Annotated in this window: 18 protein-coding genes; 3 read left to right on the top strand and 15 right to left on the bottom strand. The window is 39.9% G+C overall.

Features of this window, described 5'->3' with window-relative positions; genetic code table 11:
* Positions 1-11: 11 nt before the first annotated feature.
* From BQ5364_RS07505 to gpr, 3 genes are all read right to left on the bottom strand, one after another.
* On the bottom strand, positions 12-1,934 hold the full coding sequence (locus BQ5364_RS07505) for a DNA gyrase/topoisomerase IV subunit B (RefSeq protein WP_004612455.1): 1,923 nt from the start codon (positions 1,932-1,934) through the stop codon (positions 12-14).
* 73 nt (positions 1,935-2,007) lie between these two features.
* Positions 2,008-3,189, bottom strand: coding sequence for a stage II sporulation protein P (locus BQ5364_RS07500; protein ID WP_004612454.1), 1,182 nt, complete (start codon positions 3,187-3,189; stop codon positions 2,008-2,010).
* A gap of 57 nt (positions 3,190-3,246) precedes the next feature.
* Positions 3,247-4,215, bottom strand: coding sequence for a GPR endopeptidase (gene gpr / locus BQ5364_RS07495; RefSeq protein ID WP_004612453.1), 969 nt, complete (start codon positions 4,213-4,215; stop codon positions 3,247-3,249).
* Between the two features lie 175 nt (positions 4,216-4,390).
* Here gpr and rpsT point away from each other — a divergent pair, with 175 nt between their 5' ends.
* Together rpsT and BQ5364_RS07485 are read left to right on the top strand one after the other, a co-directional pair.
* Positions 4,391-4,654, top strand: a complete 264-nt coding sequence (gene rpsT, locus BQ5364_RS07490) for a 30S ribosomal protein S20 (RefSeq protein WP_022250056.1) — start codon at positions 4,391-4,393, stop codon at positions 4,652-4,654.
* Positions 4,655-4,739: 85 nt separating this feature from the next.
* Positions 4,740-5,240 (top strand): DNA-deoxyinosine glycosylase, encoded by a 501-nt coding sequence (locus BQ5364_RS07485; protein ID WP_004612451.1) that lies wholly within the window; start codon positions 4,740-4,742, stop codon positions 5,238-5,240.
* A gap of 41 nt (positions 5,241-5,281) precedes the next feature.
* Here the strand turns inward: BQ5364_RS07485 and ilvC are convergent, their stop codons facing one another.
* The 9 genes from ilvC to BQ5364_RS07445 all read right to left on the bottom strand — a co-directional run bounded on the left by ilvC (position 5,282) and on the right by BQ5364_RS07445 (position 12,643).
* A complete protein-coding gene (ilvC, locus tag BQ5364_RS07480) occupies positions 5,282-6,298 on the bottom strand; it encodes a ketol-acid reductoisomerase (protein WP_004612450.1) in 1,017 nt (338 codons plus the stop codon).
* Between the two features lie 66 nt (positions 6,299-6,364).
* Positions 6,365-6,868: an acetolactate synthase small subunit gene (gene ilvN / locus BQ5364_RS07475; RefSeq protein ID WP_004612449.1), complete on the bottom strand. Its 504-nt coding sequence runs from the start codon at positions 6,866-6,868 to the stop codon at positions 6,365-6,367.
* Between the two features lie 109 nt (positions 6,869-6,977).
* A complete protein-coding gene (locus BQ5364_RS07470) occupies positions 6,978-8,765 on the bottom strand; it encodes an ABC-F family ATP-binding cassette domain-containing protein (RefSeq protein ID WP_004612448.1) in 1,788 nt (595 codons plus the stop codon).
* A gap of 60 nt (positions 8,766-8,825) precedes the next feature.
* Positions 8,826-8,984, bottom strand: coding sequence for a hypothetical protein (locus BQ5364_RS17910; RefSeq protein ID WP_004612447.1), 159 nt, complete (start codon positions 8,982-8,984; stop codon positions 8,826-8,828).
* Between the two features lie 116 nt (positions 8,985-9,100).
* On the bottom strand, positions 9,101-9,562 hold the full coding sequence (locus BQ5364_RS07465; RefSeq protein ID WP_044987106.1) for a low molecular weight protein-tyrosine-phosphatase: 462 nt from the start codon (positions 9,560-9,562) through the stop codon (positions 9,101-9,103).
* A gap of 166 nt (positions 9,563-9,728) precedes the next feature.
* Complete coding sequence (locus tag BQ5364_RS07460) at positions 9,729-10,967, bottom strand: site-specific integrase (protein ID WP_071143949.1); 1,239 nt, start codon at positions 10,965-10,967, stop codon at positions 9,729-9,731.
* Between the two features lie 80 nt (positions 10,968-11,047).
* Positions 11,048-11,254 (bottom strand): excisionase, encoded by a 207-nt coding sequence (locus tag BQ5364_RS07455; protein ID WP_071143948.1) that lies wholly within the window; start codon positions 11,252-11,254, stop codon positions 11,048-11,050.
* 169 nt (positions 11,255-11,423) lie between these two features.
* Positions 11,424-11,849: a hypothetical protein gene (locus BQ5364_RS07450; RefSeq protein ID WP_071143947.1), complete on the bottom strand. Its 426-nt coding sequence runs from the start codon at positions 11,847-11,849 to the stop codon at positions 11,424-11,426.
* 230 nt (positions 11,850-12,079) lie between these two features.
* A complete protein-coding gene (locus BQ5364_RS07445; protein ID WP_071143946.1) occupies positions 12,080-12,643 on the bottom strand; it encodes a hypothetical protein in 564 nt (187 codons plus the stop codon).
* Between the two features lie 322 nt (positions 12,644-12,965).
* Here BQ5364_RS07445 and BQ5364_RS07440 point away from each other — a divergent pair, with 322 nt between their 5' ends.
* Positions 12,966-13,397 carry a helix-turn-helix domain-containing protein gene (locus tag BQ5364_RS07440; RefSeq protein WP_071143945.1) on the top strand — a complete coding sequence of 144 codons (432 nt, stop codon included), beginning with the start codon at positions 12,966-12,968 and terminating at the stop codon, positions 13,395-13,397.
* A 190-nt stretch (positions 13,398-13,587) separates the two neighbouring features.
* Here BQ5364_RS07440 and BQ5364_RS07435 read toward each other — a convergent pair whose 3' ends face one another.
* From BQ5364_RS07435 to BQ5364_RS07425, 3 genes are all read right to left on the bottom strand, one after another.
* Positions 13,588-14,202 carry an HNH endonuclease domain-containing protein gene (locus tag BQ5364_RS07435; RefSeq protein ID WP_136017803.1) on the bottom strand — a complete coding sequence of 205 codons (615 nt, stop codon included), beginning with the start codon at positions 14,200-14,202 and terminating at the stop codon, positions 13,588-13,590.
* Positions 14,203-14,331: 129 nt separating this feature from the next.
* Entirely contained in the window at positions 14,332-14,691 is a 360-nt protein-coding gene (locus BQ5364_RS07430; RefSeq protein ID WP_071143943.1) for a hypothetical protein, read from the bottom strand.
* 15 nt (positions 14,692-14,706) lie between these two features.
* Positions 14,707-15,858: a cysteine desulfurase family protein gene (locus BQ5364_RS07425; RefSeq protein ID WP_071143942.1), complete on the bottom strand. Its 1,152-nt coding sequence runs from the start codon at positions 15,856-15,858 to the stop codon at positions 14,707-14,709.
* Positions 15,859-15,861: the final 3 nt, after the last annotated feature.

Here is a 15,861-nt window from a genome sequence, read left to right as displayed (position 1 = left end):
TTTGTTGCCTCCTATATATCTAACTCTGCTTCTGTCGCATTTTCATAAATAAACGCACGTCTCGGAGGCACTTCACTTCCCATCAGCATCTCCGTCACAGAAGATGCCATTCTCGCATCTTCAATCTCGACAAGCTTTAGCATTCTCGTCTCCGGATTCAGCGTTGTCTCCCACAACTGGTCTGCATCCATCTCGCCAAGACCTTTGTATCTTTGCAGCGTAAATGGTCCTTTCTGACGTTTGCGATAGCGCTCCAGCGCTTTGTCGTCGTACAGATATTCCTCTTCCCCTTTTTTCGGCATCGCCTTGTAAAGCGGAGGCATCGCAATATAGACATGTCCTTCAAAAATCAATTCCGGCATAAACCGATAGAACAATGTCAATAATAATGTAGAAATGTGAGCGCCATCCACGTCCGCATCAGCCATAATGATGATCTTGTTATAACGGAGTTTTGTGATGTCGAAATCATTACCATACCCTTCCGAAAATCCACAGCCAAAGGCATTGATCATCGTCTTGATCTCCGCGTTGGCAAGTACCTTATCGATACTTGCTTTTTCCACATTCAAAATCTTTCCGCGGATTGGCAGGATTGCCTGATAAGAGCGGTCTCTCGCCGTCTTTGCGGAACCTCCCGCAGAATCTCCCTCCACGATAAAAATCTCACATTTGCTCGCATCTCTGCTCTCACAGTTCGCAAGCTTTCCATTGCTGTCAAACGAATATTTCTGCTTCGTCAACAGATTCGTCTTTGCCTTCTCCTCCGTCTTACGGATTTTTGCCGCCTTCTCCGCGCAGCTGATTACTTTTTTAAGCGTATCCAGATTCCGGTCAAAATAGCGCACAATCTCCTCCCCGGTCACCTTTCCGGTCGCCTTTGCTGCATCCGGATTGTCCAGCTTTGTCTTCGTCTGCCCTTCAAAACGCGGATCCGGATGCTTGATTGAAACAATCGCCGTCATCCCGTTGCGAATATCCGCTCCTGTAAAATTGCTGTCCTTCTCTTTTAAAATGCCAAGTTCTCTCGCGTACTGGTTCATCGCCGTCGTAAACGTCGTCTTAAATCCCGTCAAATGTGTTCCACCCTCTGCATTGTAAATATTATTACAAAATCCGAGTACGTTCTCATGGAACTCATTTACATACTGGAATACAACTTCCACTTCAATTCCTTCTGACTCACCTTTAAAATAAATCGGCTCATGTATCGCCTCTTTCTTCTGATTCAGATCACGGATAAATCCAAGTATTCCGTCTTCCTCATGATATTCAATATGTTCTGTCTGCGCTCCGCGTCTGTCCTCAAAAATAATCGTCAGATTCGGATTCAGATACGCAGTCTCATGGAGACGACTTTTTACTTCCTCCGCCTTGAATCTCGTCTTCTCAAAAATCGTGTCGTCCGGCAGGAAATTCACTTCTGTCCCCGTTTTTCTCGTCTTTCCAATAACCGGAAGCAACCCGTTTTCAAGCTCTACAACCGGAATCCCCCGCTCGTATCGGTCGTGATGAATTGCACCTTCCCTGCTGATCTTGACGTCCATATAAATAGAAAGTGCATTTACAACCGAAGAGCCAACCCCGTGCAGCCCGCCGCTTGTCTTATAAGCTGTATCATCAAATTTTCCACCTGCGTGAAGTGTCGTATATACAATACGCGCTGCGGATACCCCTTTTTGGTGCATCCCGACAGGGACACCTCGCCCATTGTCGATCACCGTTGCAGAACCATCTTTTTCCAGTATGACCTGAATCTTGTCACAGTACCCCGCAAGATGTTCATCTACCGCATTGTCCACAATCTCATAGATCAAATGATTGAGCCCCTTCGTAGACACACTTCCAATATACATTCCCGGTCTTTTTCTGACCGCTTCCAGTCCTTCTAATATAGAAATACTATCTGCATCATATGTATTTTGTTTCGCCATTTACTTAAAACCCTCTCTTTTTCATACTGCACCCATCATAACACAAACAAAGGTTCGTTTCAAATAAATTCTTCTACCCCATGATGACTTTTGCTAAAACGTCTGACAACAGCTCCATCGCATTTCGCATTTCCTCCACAGTGTTTGTCTGGGCACCTGCCTCGATCAAAAGAGATTTTGGCATCATATGGAGACTGTAACGGTACCCTTTCAGATAGATTTTCCTTGCAAATCCCGGATACATACTCTCTGATGCAAGCTGCATCTGTAGAGAAAACGACAGATTATCCTGAATATAAGGATTTGGAAGATATGCGATATCTCCATTGGCTTTTGTTCTGCTAAGTCCATTGAAAAACATGATCTTTGCCGCCTGTTTTCCATTTGCCTCCGTCACCAGATGTGTATCATTGCCGACCCCATCACGGTGCAGATCAATCACAACCTCAATACTTGGATTTTCTTCCAATATTTTTCTGACCCCCACTTCCGAAAATTCGTACGCTTTGCTTCGGTCTAATTTCCCGTCGATCAAATCATACACGCCGTCATGATGGATGGTTGAAATTCCCTTCGCATTCAAAAGCTCTGACAAATATGCTCCCATCCCGACGATACTTGTTCCGACATCTCCCTCGACAGAATCCACAAAAGTCTCCTGCGAGTGAGTATGAAAGATAAGTACTTTTGGTCCTTCCCCACTTGTGTCAATATGCATATCTTTTGCGAGAAGCTCATCCACATTTAACTGCTCCTGCCCGATCATCGTTGTACTGTCCACCGTATAGTAATGGCTCACCAGATAGTTAAAATCTCTCAGCTGCTCTATTGATACGGTCACTGGTTCCGTTTTCACTTCCTTGGCATCTTTTTCTGCGTGACTTCCGTCCCCGTTGATCAGATTTCCATTCTCGTCCACCTCATTTTCATCTGCCGCCTGCCTTGCCATGATCATTTCATAGGTCGCAGTATCTTCAATTTCAGATTCATAAGTTCCTTTCCCTTCCACATAACTTCCAAGCGGAATCATCTGCATCGCTTTTTTTGCAATCCATGTATTCCAATCTGTCTTTTCTTCTTTTTCCGCATAAAAAAGTCCTGGCATAAAAGACCTTTCCGTCATTCTCACAAGATTTTCCCGCAGACTCCCCTTCCATTCTTCCGTAATCTGCGTTCCACCTTGAAATAATATATATATGCCAAGACAAAAGATCAAACTGCCCGACAATATTGCTAAACTCCTATTTTTTCTCATATTTCTCTCCTAACAGAATCTTTAGAGCTTTAACAATATATGTTGCCTTTTTGATAATTATGAGCATGTCCTCTCCGAAAACAAAATATTTAATCCCTCAGAAATCGTATATCCGATTCGTTTGATTGTCTCATCAATATCTTTCGGGGTCACAAACATTCCATTTAAATGCGGAGAGATCAGTTCTTTGATCAGTTCATATTTCTCCGTCGCATTATATCCCTGCAAAACGACCCCGACGCCTTTTAGTGTCTCGGATGTCTCCAGTGCCGCAATCAAATTTTCCATCGTGTCATTGACAATCGTAGCTGCATCTACAACCGTCGGCACACCAATGGCAATGACCGGAACCCCGATTGTCTCTTCTGTAATTCCGTTTCTGTGATTTCCCACACCGGAGCCCGGATTAATTCCCGTATCTGCAATCTGAATGGTTCGATTCAGTCTCTTGCTGTTCCTTGCGGCAAGCGCATCCACCGCAATGACCAAATCCGGTTTTGTCTCTTTTACAATCCCTTTGATGATCTCTAATGTCTCCATACCGGTCTGCGCCATAACCCCTGGAACGATTGCGCTTGTCATGTGCACAGCATCTTCCCCCATTGCGTATTTACCATACTCTTTTACAATATGTCTTGTAATTGCCAGATTATCGACTACATGTGGTCCTAATGCATCCGGTGTCACCTGACGGTTTCCAAGACCTGCCACCAATACAACATAGTCCTCTTTTTCGATTTTTATGAGCTCTTTGATATATTTTGCCAGTTCTTCTGAAATTTCCCTGTGATATTCCTCGTCTGGGACGGCCATATTCGGTGCTTCCATCGTAATATATGTGCCGACAGGTTTCCCCATCGCGCGAGCCCCTTTTTCCGTCTCAATCTTTACTTTCGTGATTCGTATCTCCCGCTCTTTGTCATACTCCTCTTCCAAGATAACTCCCTGAACTTCCACATGATCCGATTCAAATCGCTCTTTTTCCTCCAATGCTAAATCTGTATGAATACTATACTTTTCCAACATCTCAACTTCTCCTTGTAACTTTATTTTTTAGTTTTCACAAAAAAAAGAGAATTATGTATTGACAAGCCACAATAGTTATTTTACAATGAATGAGTATGTTTCAGTAGAACGTTCCGTGTCCGGGTCTGCTGAACAAAAGATGAATTTTATATCACATATATTGGAGGTGTTCAGATTGGCTAACATTAAATCTGCAAAAAAAAGAATTTTAGTAAACGAAACAAAAGCTGCTAGAAATAAAGCAATTAAATCAAGAGTAAAAACTTCTATTAAAAAAGTAGATGCTGCTGTTGAAGCAAAAGATCAGGCTGTTGCTGTTGAAGCATTAAAAGCTGCTATCAAAGAAATCAACATGGCTGGAAGCAAAGGTGTTTACCACAAAAATACTTGTGCTAGAAAAGTTTCTCGTTTAACAAAAGCTGTTAACGGAATTGCTTAATTTTTATTAGGAAATATATTATAAGACAACCATACCGTCATGTGGTTGTCTTTTTGATTGCACTTTAAAAATAAAGGAGTTTTTTATGGACACTGTTTTTCACGAAATCGAACCGATTTTTAATAGGGACTCAAAAATATTGATTCTCGGCTCTTTCCCATCTGTAAAGTCACGGGAAGGACACTTCTTCTACAACCACCCACAAAATCGTTTTTGGAAGGTGCTCGCAAAAATTTTCAACTGCGAAGTACCTCAAACAATCGAAGAAAAGAAACAATTTTTGCTGAATAATCAGATTGCGGTCTGGGATGTGATTGCTTCCTGCGAAATCAAAGGCTCCAGCGACAGCAGCATCAAACACGTCGTTCCCAATGATCTGAATCGAATCTTGTCTGTCTCCCATATCGAGCAGATTTATACAAACGGCAACGCCGCATTCCAGCTTTATGAAAAATACTGCAAAAGCCAGACACATATGGACGCAATAAAACTGCCATCCACAAGTCCCGCAAACGCAGTCTATTCACTGGAGAAACTTGTAGAGATTTGGAAAAGCATCACCCAATATACTGCACACAAAAAGTAGGTAGCGCATTTAATGCATCTACCTACTTTTCATTATAACGACTAGTTATTGATCAATTTATCCTCGTCGCTCCAGCTGTATAATTTACGGATTTCTTCTCCGACAATTTCTGATGGATGTTCTGCCGCAAGTTTTCTCATTGCTTTGAAGTGTACCTGGCTTCCTGCTGATGACATATCTAATAAGAAGTCTTTTGCAAATGTACCATCTTGAATATCTGATAAGATTTTCTTCATTGCTTTCTTTGTATCTTCTGTGATGATCTTTGGTCCTGTAATGTAATCACCGTATTCTGCTGTGTTTGAGATAGAGTATCTCATTCCGGCAAATCCGCTCTGGTAAATCAAGTCTACGATTAATTTCATCTCGTGGATACATTCGAAGTAAGCATTTCTTGGATCATATCCTGCTTCTACCAATGTCTCATACCCTGCCTGCATCAATGCGCAAACACCACCACAAAGTACTGCCTGCTCACCGAAAAGGTCTGTCTCTGTCTCTGTACGGAATGTTGTCTCAAGCACACCTGCTCTTGCTCCACCGATTGCAAGCGCATATGCAAGTGCGATATCCTGTGCTTTTCCTGTCGCATCCTGTTCTACTGCCACAAGACAAGGAACACCTTTTCCTACTTGATATTCGCTTCTTACTGTGTGACCAGGTCCCTTTGGCGCTACCATTGTAACATCTACATTCTTTGGAGGTACGATACATCCAAAATGAATGTTAAATCCGTGTGCGAACATTAACATATTTCCTTCTTCAAGGTTTGGTTCAATATCGTTTTTGTATAATGCAGCCTGCTTTTCATCATTGATCAAAATCATAATAATATCGGCTTTTTTTGCCGCCTCTGCCGCTGTGTATACCTCAAATCCTTGTTCTTCTGCTTTTTTCCATGATTTGCTGCCTTCGTAAAGACCGATAATGACATTGCATCCGGATTCTTTTGCGTTCAATGCATGCGCATGTCCCTGACTTCCGTAACCGATTACCGCAATTGTCTTTCCTTCTAATAATGATAAGTTACAATCTTCCTGATAATAAATTTTTGCCATAGCTGTTACCTCCTAAACCCTTCTCATGAATATATAGTTAAGGACCTTTGCCCCTAGCTTTCTACATTAATCATCAATTACTTTGATACCTTTTGACCCTCTTGACAAGGCCGTGATTCCTGTTCTTGCAAGCTCTAAAATCTTATATCCCTGCAGGAGATTCAAAAAAGCTTCTACTTTCGACTGATTTCCTGTCATCTCAAGCATCAGCGACTCTCTCTCCACATCGACAATCTTCGCTCTGAAAATATCAGCAACAGAAATAATCTCTGCTCTCTCAGATGCATCTGCCATCACTTTGACCATAATAAGCTCCCTGCAAACCGACTCTCCATCCGCCAAAATCTTAATATCAACGACATCTTCCAATTTGCGAAGCTGCTTCTCAATCTGAGACAAGATCAACTCATCCCCGCTTGCAACAACCGTAAGTCTTGTAAACCGTTCATCCGTTGTAATTCCCGCTGTGATACTGTCAATACTGTATCCTCTTCTGCTGAATAATCCGGCAACGCGACTTAACAACCCCGCATTGTTATTTACCAATAATGAAAATACTTGTTTCCTCATAACATCCCTCTACTTTCTTATTTTTAAAAAACAGAGTGCGTTCTGTTTTTATATATTATCAACTAGAAACCTATTTGTCAATACTTTTTCTAAATGTCACTTTAACTTTTTACTGCGCTGCAATGCGCTCTGCCAGATCATTCAGATAAACCCACCGTTCCATCTTTTCTTCCAACTGTTTTTCTGCGAACTCTTTTTCTAAAGTAAGTTCCGAAAGTTTCGCAGAGTTCGTTGCATTCGCCATCATATCCGCATCCAGCTTTTCGAGTTTTTCCTCCAGCTTGGCAATGTCTTCATCAATTGTCTCAAACTCCTTCTGCTCCATATATGAAAATTTCAACTTTGTCGGACGATTCTGTTTCCAATCATTTTTTCCGGTACTCTTTTTCGCCTTCACTTCCTCTTTTGGCACTTCCCGCTTCTGCTTCGCCTCTATGTAATCCGTGTATCCGCCCTCGTACTGCTGCAAATGTCCATTTCCATCAAATTCAAAAATGCGGTCCACCACGTTGTCCAGAAAATAGCGGTCATGCGATACCGTGATCACAATTCCCTGAAACGAGTTCAGATAGTCCTCTAAAATTGTCATTGTCGGAATATCAATATCATTGTTCGCTTCATCAAATATGAGCACGTTAGGCGCAGCCTGCAGGACACTTAACAGATAAAGTCTCTTCTTTTCACCGCCCGATAATTTTTCAATCGGCGCATACTGCATATCCGGTGTAAATAAAAACCGCTCCAACATCTGCGAAGCCGTAATTCTTCCATCCTTCGTCGGAATATACTCGGCGATGTCTTTCACAAAATCGATTACCCTCTGGCTCGTATTCATTTCCGGAAGTTCCTGTGCAAAATAGCCGATTCGAATCGTCTCACCAATCTCAATCGTTCCCTCATCCGGCTCAACAAGTCCCGCAATCATTTTTAGCAGTGTCGACTTTCCGCAGCCATTCGGACCCACGATTCCAAGATTCTGATTTTTCAATACAATATAATCAAAATCGTCAATCAGCTTTCGCTCCCCGTAGCTCTTGCTGACATGGTGGAGCTCAATCGTCTTCTTGCCCATTCTCGTTTCCACAGAATCAATCTCTGCCAAACGATCCGTCTCCGGAGCTTTTCCGTTTTTCAAAAGCTCTAATCGCTCCAATCTTGCCTTTTGCTTTGTTGTTCTTGCTCGGCAGCCGCGCTTTGCCCATTCTAATTCCATTCTCAACACACTTTGGCGTTTTCGCTCTGAAGCAAGCTCCATCTCTTCCCGTTCTGCCTTCATTTCCAAAAATTTCGAATAATTCGCCTCATACCCATATAATTTTCCACGGCTGATTTCCAAAATTCGATTTGTCACTTTATCTAAAAAATAACGGTCATGCGTTACCATAATCACAACACCTTTATAACGTTTCAAATAATCTTCCAGCCAGGAAATCATCTCTCCATCTAAATGGTTCGTCGGCTCGTCCAAAAGCAAAATTTCAAACGAAGATGTCAGCGTTTTCGCAAGCGCTACTTTTTTCTTCTGCCCGCCGGAAAGATGCTCCATTTTCATATCATGATCCGTAATTCCAAGTTTATTGAGTGCACTTTTCACTTCACTTTTCAGCGCCCAGTCATTCTCCGCAATTCCGTCAAATGCATACGAAAGAACAGTCGCTCCCTCAGGAAACGAAGGATGCTGCGAAAGATACGCCAATCGAATCCCATTCTGTTTTATAATCTGTCCGCTGTCAGGCTCTTCCACTCCCGCAATCATACGCAACAGCGTTGTTTTCCCTGTACCATTAATTCCTATAATGCCAATTTTGTCTCCTTCTTGAATCCCGAATGAAACATCATCGAAAATTGTCTTCTCGCCAAATACTTTACTGACGTGTTCTATATTCAATATATTCATTTTCAACACTCCTATTTTTCGTAACAGTTCAGCCGTGCACAAAGTCACAAAAAACTGAGTTCAAACTAATTTGAAAACGAAGATTTTTTGTGGACTTTGTATATAGCGTTCTTCCATAAGCAGGATTTCAGCTTCGTTAGCATCGAAAAAGGCTGTGTAACAGCCAATTTGAGCTGTTATGGCTGAACTGTTACTATTTTTCTTCTTCCAAAATATCATAAAGGATTTTTCATTTCCCGTCAATTTTGAAAATCAATCTATAAGGACAACAGATAACAAAACAGTCCCTCCAACCGGAACTTTTATTCCGTTTTGGAGAGACTGAAAAATCGTCCTTACAAATCATGTTGTTTAATATAAACGAGTAGCGCTTCACAGCCTTCTTTCACATCCCGATAGGTAACATCAAAATTTCCGGTATACCATGGATCTGCAATCGCTCTTGGAGCTTTTCCAAAATCAAGAAGCATGTGGATCTTTCCATCCGGATCACCACCTGCGATTCTTGTCATATTGCGAATGTTCGCTTCGTCCATTCCTATGAGATAATCATATTTCTCATAGTCTTTTTTTGTCATCTGTACAGCGCGATGCGGAAGTACCGGAATCCCTACTTCCCGCATCTTGTTTACCGTTCCGTAATGTGGACCGTTGCCGATTTCCTCGCGGCTTGTTGCCGCGGAATCAATATAAAATTGGTCGGTGAGACCTTGCTTGTTAATCATGTCTTGGAATACAAATTGGGACATGGTGCTGCGGCAGATGTTGCCGTGGCAAATAAAAAGTACTTTAATCATCTTTTTATATCTCCTTAAATCTTCTTAAAACCCTTTATTTACAGGCTTTTGGGGATTTCTGTTCTTTTCCTAATTTCTTATAAATTCTTATATTTTCTTATATTTCTTTGGTCTATTGGTCTACCAATTGGTCTATTTTTAAAATTCGTAGACCAGCACTTTTTTATCAGTTCAAGCCTACAATCTTGCGAGATTTATGTCTGTCTGATGTACCAGCTAAATGTAATCTCTCTAATTCGGCTCTTGCATCTGTAGCTCCAAGATGTGTGTAAGTGTTCATCGTTACACCAATATCACTATGCCCCATTAAATACTGTAAAGTCTTTGGATTCATTCCAGCCCTTGCCATATTACTGCAATAGGTATGTCTGCAGATATGAGGTGTAATCTTTGGTAACTGCAATCTATAGGTTCTGTTATATCTTCCAATTGCATAGTGAAAATACTTCTCCCAATGCAACGCCACCATAGGTCTGTTGTTTTTATCGTAGAATAAAAAACCTGTATAACCATCAATGATTGGCTCTACCTTAGGATGCTTACGATTCGCAACTATTCTCTCAAGACACTCTCTAACCTCTTCTGTCATCGGAATATCTCTTGTACCAGAAGTTGTCTTTGTCTCCTCAATACTATATTGCATATCGCGTTTTCTCTGTAACTGATGAGTGATATGAAGCATGTTATTTTCAAAATCAATATCGTGGATTGTCAAACCACAAAACTCACTTACTCGAAGTCCAGTTTTAAACAAAAGAAACATTCCATCATAATACTTGTTATAATGACTATCTTCTTTAATAAACTTTAGAAATTTCCTTTCCTGTTCCTGTGTAACAGCTTCCTTTGTAACAGAGTCATTCACAACAACCGTAGCTAACTGAAACTCAAAAGGATTTCTAAGAAGCAAATCATCATCCACAGCCGTCTGAAAAGCCGGTCTAAGAACGCCTCTGATTGAATGGATAGAACTATATCCCCTGCCATCCTTTTCCTGAAGTTTAATCAAAAACAATTTAGCATCTGATAGTTTTACCTTGTCAATTCGTTTTGCACTGAATTCTTCTTTCGCCAAAACATTTCGAACAAATTTATAATTTGCTGCAGTGTTATGGCGCACGCCTCTCTTTAAGCTAAGATATCGATCTACCAATTCCATTACTGTCATATCATTACTGCACACACCATTCAATACTTCCTTCTGAATAATCTGTTCTTTTTCTCGCAATGATAAATCTGGTTTTTTACCTGCAGGAAATGGATCTGTACTGGTTAATCTCCAACTATAAACAGATTTTCTCTTTCCATTGGAATCTGTGTAACGATATTTGTATCTTCCGTTTTGTTCCTGAACTTCTCCTTCCCAAAGAAGTCTCTTTTTATTGTCACGTCTCTTTTCGCTCATATTGCTCCTTTCCAAGAGCCATGACTCGTTCATACTGTTAGTATATCACGACCAGACCCTAAGTTGTACTAAAATTTTCCCTAGATGGTTTCCAATTCATCAACAAATCGCTCGAATTTTTCTCTTTTAATCAAAGCTCTGCTACCATTCCATAGCAGATAGTCCGCTGATTTATTTTCGTTAATTAAACTTCTCAGTTTATTTTCTCCAATACGGAAATACACTGCAGCTTCCTCAACTGATAATGTATATTTCTTCCAAATTGGAATTTCATAAATATTTTCCATACTGTGCTATCCTCCATCTTTATGTTGTTAACTTATCCAGACCATACACAATCCCACACATTGCATATGGTCTGGCAATCATCTGAGAGAATTCCCCTCCCACTATTTAGATGTGGACAGCTTTCTGCCATTTGCTGAATAACTTTTTAAATCTTTTTATAATTTCTTATTACTCCTCAAATCCCTGACGAAGTTGCTCTAAAAGTTTCTTTCTCTTGTACTGCATCTGATTACGTTGAAGACCATACTTCTCACAGATACGTTTCTCCAAATCCTTTTCTCCAGAGAAACAATTATATAAGAACTCTTTGTCCACTGGATCAAGCTCTGCCATCAGTTCTCCTAAACGCTGAAGCTCCCAATTATGGATGAAATCTTCTTCAATATTTGCTCTTGGATCTGCAATCTCACAGTCAAAACCATCGCCATCACTTGTTATAATAGATAAAGATACTGAAGAAAAGCCTAGCTTATCTTTTCTCTTATTTTCTCTGCTAAGACGTTTGTAATCAGCGTCAAACTCTCTGCGTAATGCCTGGATATCCTCCTCTCTCATTCCTGCTTCTTTGCATGCCATTTCATACTTGTAATTCATGTGTGTTTTCCTCACTTCCGTTTTTTGTCCGGAAGAGTCAGCACACCGCAAAGTCAAAAAGGGCATAAAAATAGCCCTGCACCCAATTAAGGGCACAAGGCTAAAACTATTCTTTATTCATTTTTAGTATGCTGCTCTCCCAGCATACCAATCATAACTGATACAAGGTCGGACTTTCAGTAGGATACCCGTCGTACCCTTATCGTAAATCCGTCGGAAGTTTGTCGGACTTAAGTCGTACTCATCACCGCCAGGCTTTCATCAGGTTCCTCCTGTAGAAATTCCTTCACCTTAGGCAATTCTGCTCCCCAAAGAGCAAGGCCAAACACCATAATGGCTTCTTTCTTTTTGTCGTAATAGCGACTTCGTTCAAGATTCAGCATCTCCAACATCTCACTTTCTGTACATTTGTTTTTCCATAGATAGGCCTTATTAAGAATGTCATAAAACAGATTCCCGCCATCAGGGAACTCATACACCCTGCTCATGGCTCCTTCCATCATCTCCATCATCCATCTTGATTCAAATAAAGACTGGATTCTGACCTCAAAACGGGCTTTCTGCTCATCTGGTGCAAAGGTCTCTAAATAAATAAGTGCTCCATCTACATCCGATCCACAATAACAGCATATGTCCTCTGATACTGCTTCCGCACGACCAACAGTGGACCAACAAACACGGCGATAGATACTTAAAAGCATCTTTGCCTTCTGATATAATGCCTCTTCATTGATGTCCTGCATTTCACACATGGAATGAATTGCTTTCCATGCCCCTGTATTCTTTCTGCTCATATATAACATACTCCCTTCGTAAAAGTTCTAATTATTTCATCCATTACGCTTTCAGGTAAAGGGAAAGAAACCTGTAAAATGCTCTATAAATAAAGCACATTCTCATCTGTCCTATAAGCAGTTTCCTCCTCTGCCCAAACAAGATGCTTCATTATACATTCTTATATGCAACTTTCGGCAAGTTTCTGTTGACTTATTCAGCAACTCTCGCTATAATTTGCTTATATTTGCTGATTTGAATTATAGCAACTGTTGGCAAGTGTGTCAATAGATTGTCGCAACTATCGGCAACTCTTTACAAAATTTGATTGGAGGAATGGTTATGAAGACCTTTCGAGACAAAGTAATTGAACACCGGGCAGCCCTAGGACTTTCACAGCAACAATTGGCTGATAAAGCCGGAATTGGTGTCCGCACTATCGGTAACTATGAATCAGGAGCACGTTTACCATATGCTGCACAGCTCTATAAATTAGCTAAAGCACTTGGCGTTTCTACTGAATACTTAAAAAATGATGAAATTGAAGATCCAAGCTATGGATTAGATCGTATGGATTATGTTGAAGAAATGCGTGCTACTACTGGCACTAAAACTTCTCAGAATTTAGAAGAAATGCTAAAGGCAAATAAAGAGATGTTTGCCGGTGGTACTGTAAGCGAAGAAGCTAAAGATGCTTACTTCCGCGCTCTTATGGATGCTTATCTTGAATGTAAGCAGATTGCCAAAGATAAATATGGCCGTAAAAAAGATTAATCGAGGGAGTTTTTTCGCCACTTAGATTTGGTAGCATAGAGTTGAATTAATCTAGACTATTACACAAGGGGAGTGAATCAACCTTGAAGATTGAATATATTGCTAATCAGGTCCGTGAGACTGTTAAGAAATATGATGAGACTGATCCAGTTCGCCTTGCAAAAGCAATGAATATATATCTCCGTTTTGATCATTTAGGAACAGCTCCAGGATGTATCAAAGGATTCTTTGCCTGCATTGATATTAATTTACGACACTTTTCAAATGATTTAATCAATCGATCCGATTTGTTTTCTATATCATTAGGAAAGATAAGATTGTAAAGGTAATATTGATATCTTGCAAAAGGTTCAAAGAACTTATCCCATTCCGGTAGTTTATTGTTCTTACTTGAATTTAGAGCTTTCTTCATAGGAATTAAGTTCCACAATTCATCATTAGAAATATATGATCTAGGAACAAAATGATCTATGGACAATTCTTTTATTTCAATTTCATCACCTGTATAGATTTCTCTTATTGGTTTGCCTGTAATATCAACAGTCAGTTTCCATAAGTCTCTTGCCTGGTCCAATTTACGTGCATCAGAGTTATCTGGTCGGCACAATTTATATATAATACCAGGAACACCTGGATTACGATCCTGTAAAAACTGTGCCTTATTATACTGAACCCAACTTCGAATCACAGAATAATTTTTAAGTAGCAATTCTCGCCAATATCGGTTTAATCTAATTGTTTTATTCTGTCCAGATCCATCAAGAATCGTGTAAAACACATTTTCATTTCCAGACAACTTTGCCATATATGCGATCAAACGGCTGTGTTTATCATTTTTTATGTATTCTAGACCATCTTTTAAATCTTCTGTATCAAAGAATGGATATAAAAGCTTATAAGGAACATAGTCTGTAAGTCTAGTTTTATCTTTTTTTTAATCAGCACCGCATTCACTAATTGCTCTTAGCAATTCATCTCTAGAAGGGTTTTGTGATATCCAATCAATTTTCTCGTTTAAAATATTAATTGCATGCTCTAAAAAATTTTCTGCATTTCCATCAACTGTTGGACCTAATCGTAAATGGTAATGTGTAACTGTATGCCATGCTTCACATATCATCTCATCGATAATTTTTTCAAATGATAAATCTTCATCTGTTTCCTTTGTAAGGTTCAATATAGCCTCAAACCAATAGAATTTGTAACTTTGAGATGTGTTGTTGAACATACGGGCAAATTTCTGCATATCTAAATTATTTTCGTAAACGATTTCAAAATCAAAATCAGCCCCCATGGCTGCACCTCCACCTTAATTCGCTATCAATTTTGCTACATCTAACAATTTTCTGAAGTTATCTATTACTTCATTTAATTCAGAGTTTGGTCCCCAACTTAATCTTAAAGATGATTCTATACGTGAAACATCAAGTCCCATAGCAACTAAAACATAGCTTGGAGAATAATTAGATGATGTACATGCTGAACCATTGGATATACCACAATATTGCTTGCTAGAAATCATTAGCGCCTCTGAAGAAACACCATCTATTGCAATGTTCAATGTACTAGATATACAAATATCCTGATTTCCATTTATTTGATACTTCAATCCAGATTCTTCTAAAGTGGATAATATTGCAAGCTTAATCTGACGGGAATGACTCTCGTTCTCTTTATATTCCTGTTCTGCGATTTCGCATGCTTTACCGCATCCAACAACTAATGCTACAGGAATTGTACCTGGTCGTATTCCTTGTTCCTGCTGACCTCCATACATAATCCCTTTAACCGGTGGACGCTTATATGCTTTTCTCTTTAGAATCAACGCTCCTACACCCTGTGGTCCCATTAATTTATGAGCACTGAATGACAACATGTCATATTTCAGACTTCTAATTTCCTCCACTAACTTTCCACAGCTTTGTGTCGCATCGATATGGAAAAGCACACCTCTTTTTTGCAACTCATCACCAAGTTCTAGTACTGGCTGAATTGCACCCGTTTCGTTGTTGACATGCATAACACTTACCAAAAGTGTATCCTCACGTAATTTTTCTAACACAGACTCTACACTTACTTGACCAGATTCATTAGGATTAACAAAGTCCACTTCATATCCATCAATTGCCATATGTTTTGCTGTTTCAAGGATAGTCTTATGTTCTATACTAGTGGTTATAATATGCTTTTTTCCTGTTTTTTCAGCATATTCTTTTAGTCCTTGTAACGCAATGTTATTGCTCTCCGTTGCTCCGCTAGTAAAAAACACTTCACTTGAAGATATTCCTAATAAACTGGCCACCTGTTTTCTTGCATTTTCTACTACACTTCTAGCCTCTTCACCAAAAGAATGTGTTCTACTATCCGCATTTCCCGCTTTATTTTGATACGCAATGATCATCTCATCCAACACTCTCTGGTCAATTGGAGCTGATGCATTATAATCTAAATAAACACTCATACA

The organism is Coprococcus phoceensis (assembly GCF_900104635.1).
Lineage (GTDB): Bacteria > Bacillota > Clostridia > Lachnospirales > Lachnospiraceae > Faecalimonas > Faecalimonas phoceensis.
This window is presented reverse-complemented; position numbering and strand designations above follow the sequence as displayed.

Bases quoted from the DNA above. Each gene is read 5' to 3' on its own strand.
- BQ5364_RS07505 (WP_004612455.1), bottom strand. From the start codon at position 1,934: ATGGCGAAACAAAATACATATGATGCAGATAGTATTTCTATATTAGAA.
- BQ5364_RS07500 (WP_004612454.1), bottom strand. From the start codon at position 3,189: ATGAGAAAAAATAGGAGTTTAGCAATATTGTCGGGCAGTTTGATCTTT.
- gpr (WP_004612453.1), bottom strand. From the start codon at position 4,215: ATGTTGGAAAAGTATAGTATTCATACAGATTTAGCATTGGAGGAAAAA.
- BQ5364_RS07485 (WP_004612451.1), top strand. From the start codon at position 4,740: ATGGACACTGTTTTTCACGAAATCGAACCGATTTTTAATAGGGACTCA.
- ilvC (WP_004612450.1), bottom strand. From the start codon at position 6,298: ATGGCAAAAATTTATTATCAGGAAGATTGTAACTTATCATTATTAGAA.
- ilvN (WP_004612449.1), bottom strand. From the start codon at position 6,868: ATGAGGAAACAAGTATTTTCATTATTGGTAAATAACAATGCGGGGTTG.
- BQ5364_RS07470 (WP_004612448.1), bottom strand. From the start codon at position 8,765: ATGAATATATTGAATATAGAACACGTCAGTAAAGTATTTGGCGAGAAG.
- BQ5364_RS17910 (WP_004612447.1), bottom strand. From the start codon at position 8,984: ATGATATTTTGGAAGAAGAAAAATAGTAACAGTTCAGCCATAACAGCT.
- BQ5364_RS07465 (WP_044987106.1), bottom strand. From the start codon at position 9,562: ATGATTAAAGTACTTTTTATTTGCCACGGCAACATCTGCCGCAGCACC.
- BQ5364_RS07460 (WP_071143949.1), bottom strand. From the start codon at position 10,967: ATGAGCGAAAAGAGACGTGACAATAAAAAGAGACTTCTTTGGGAAGGA.
- BQ5364_RS07455 (WP_071143948.1), bottom strand. From the start codon at position 11,254: ATGGAAAATATTTATGAAATTCCAATTTGGAAGAAATATACATTATCA.
- BQ5364_RS07450 (WP_071143947.1), bottom strand. From the start codon at position 11,849: ATGAATTACAAGTATGAAATGGCATGCAAAGAAGCAGGAATGAGAGAG.
- BQ5364_RS07445 (WP_071143946.1), bottom strand. From the start codon at position 12,643: ATGAGCAGAAAGAATACAGGGGCATGGAAAGCAATTCATTCCATGTGT.
- BQ5364_RS07440 (WP_071143945.1), top strand. From the start codon at position 12,966: ATGAAGACCTTTCGAGACAAAGTAATTGAACACCGGGCAGCCCTAGGA.
- BQ5364_RS07435 (WP_136017803.1), bottom strand. From the start codon at position 14,202: ATGGCAAAGTTGTCTGGAAATGAAAATGTGTTTTACACGATTCTTGAT.
- BQ5364_RS07430 (WP_071143943.1), bottom strand. From the start codon at position 14,691: ATGGGGGCTGATTTTGATTTTGAAATCGTTTACGAAAATAATTTAGAT.
- BQ5364_RS07425 (WP_071143942.1), bottom strand. From the start codon at position 15,858: ATGAGTGTTTATTTAGATTATAATGCATCAGCTCCAATTGACCAGAGA.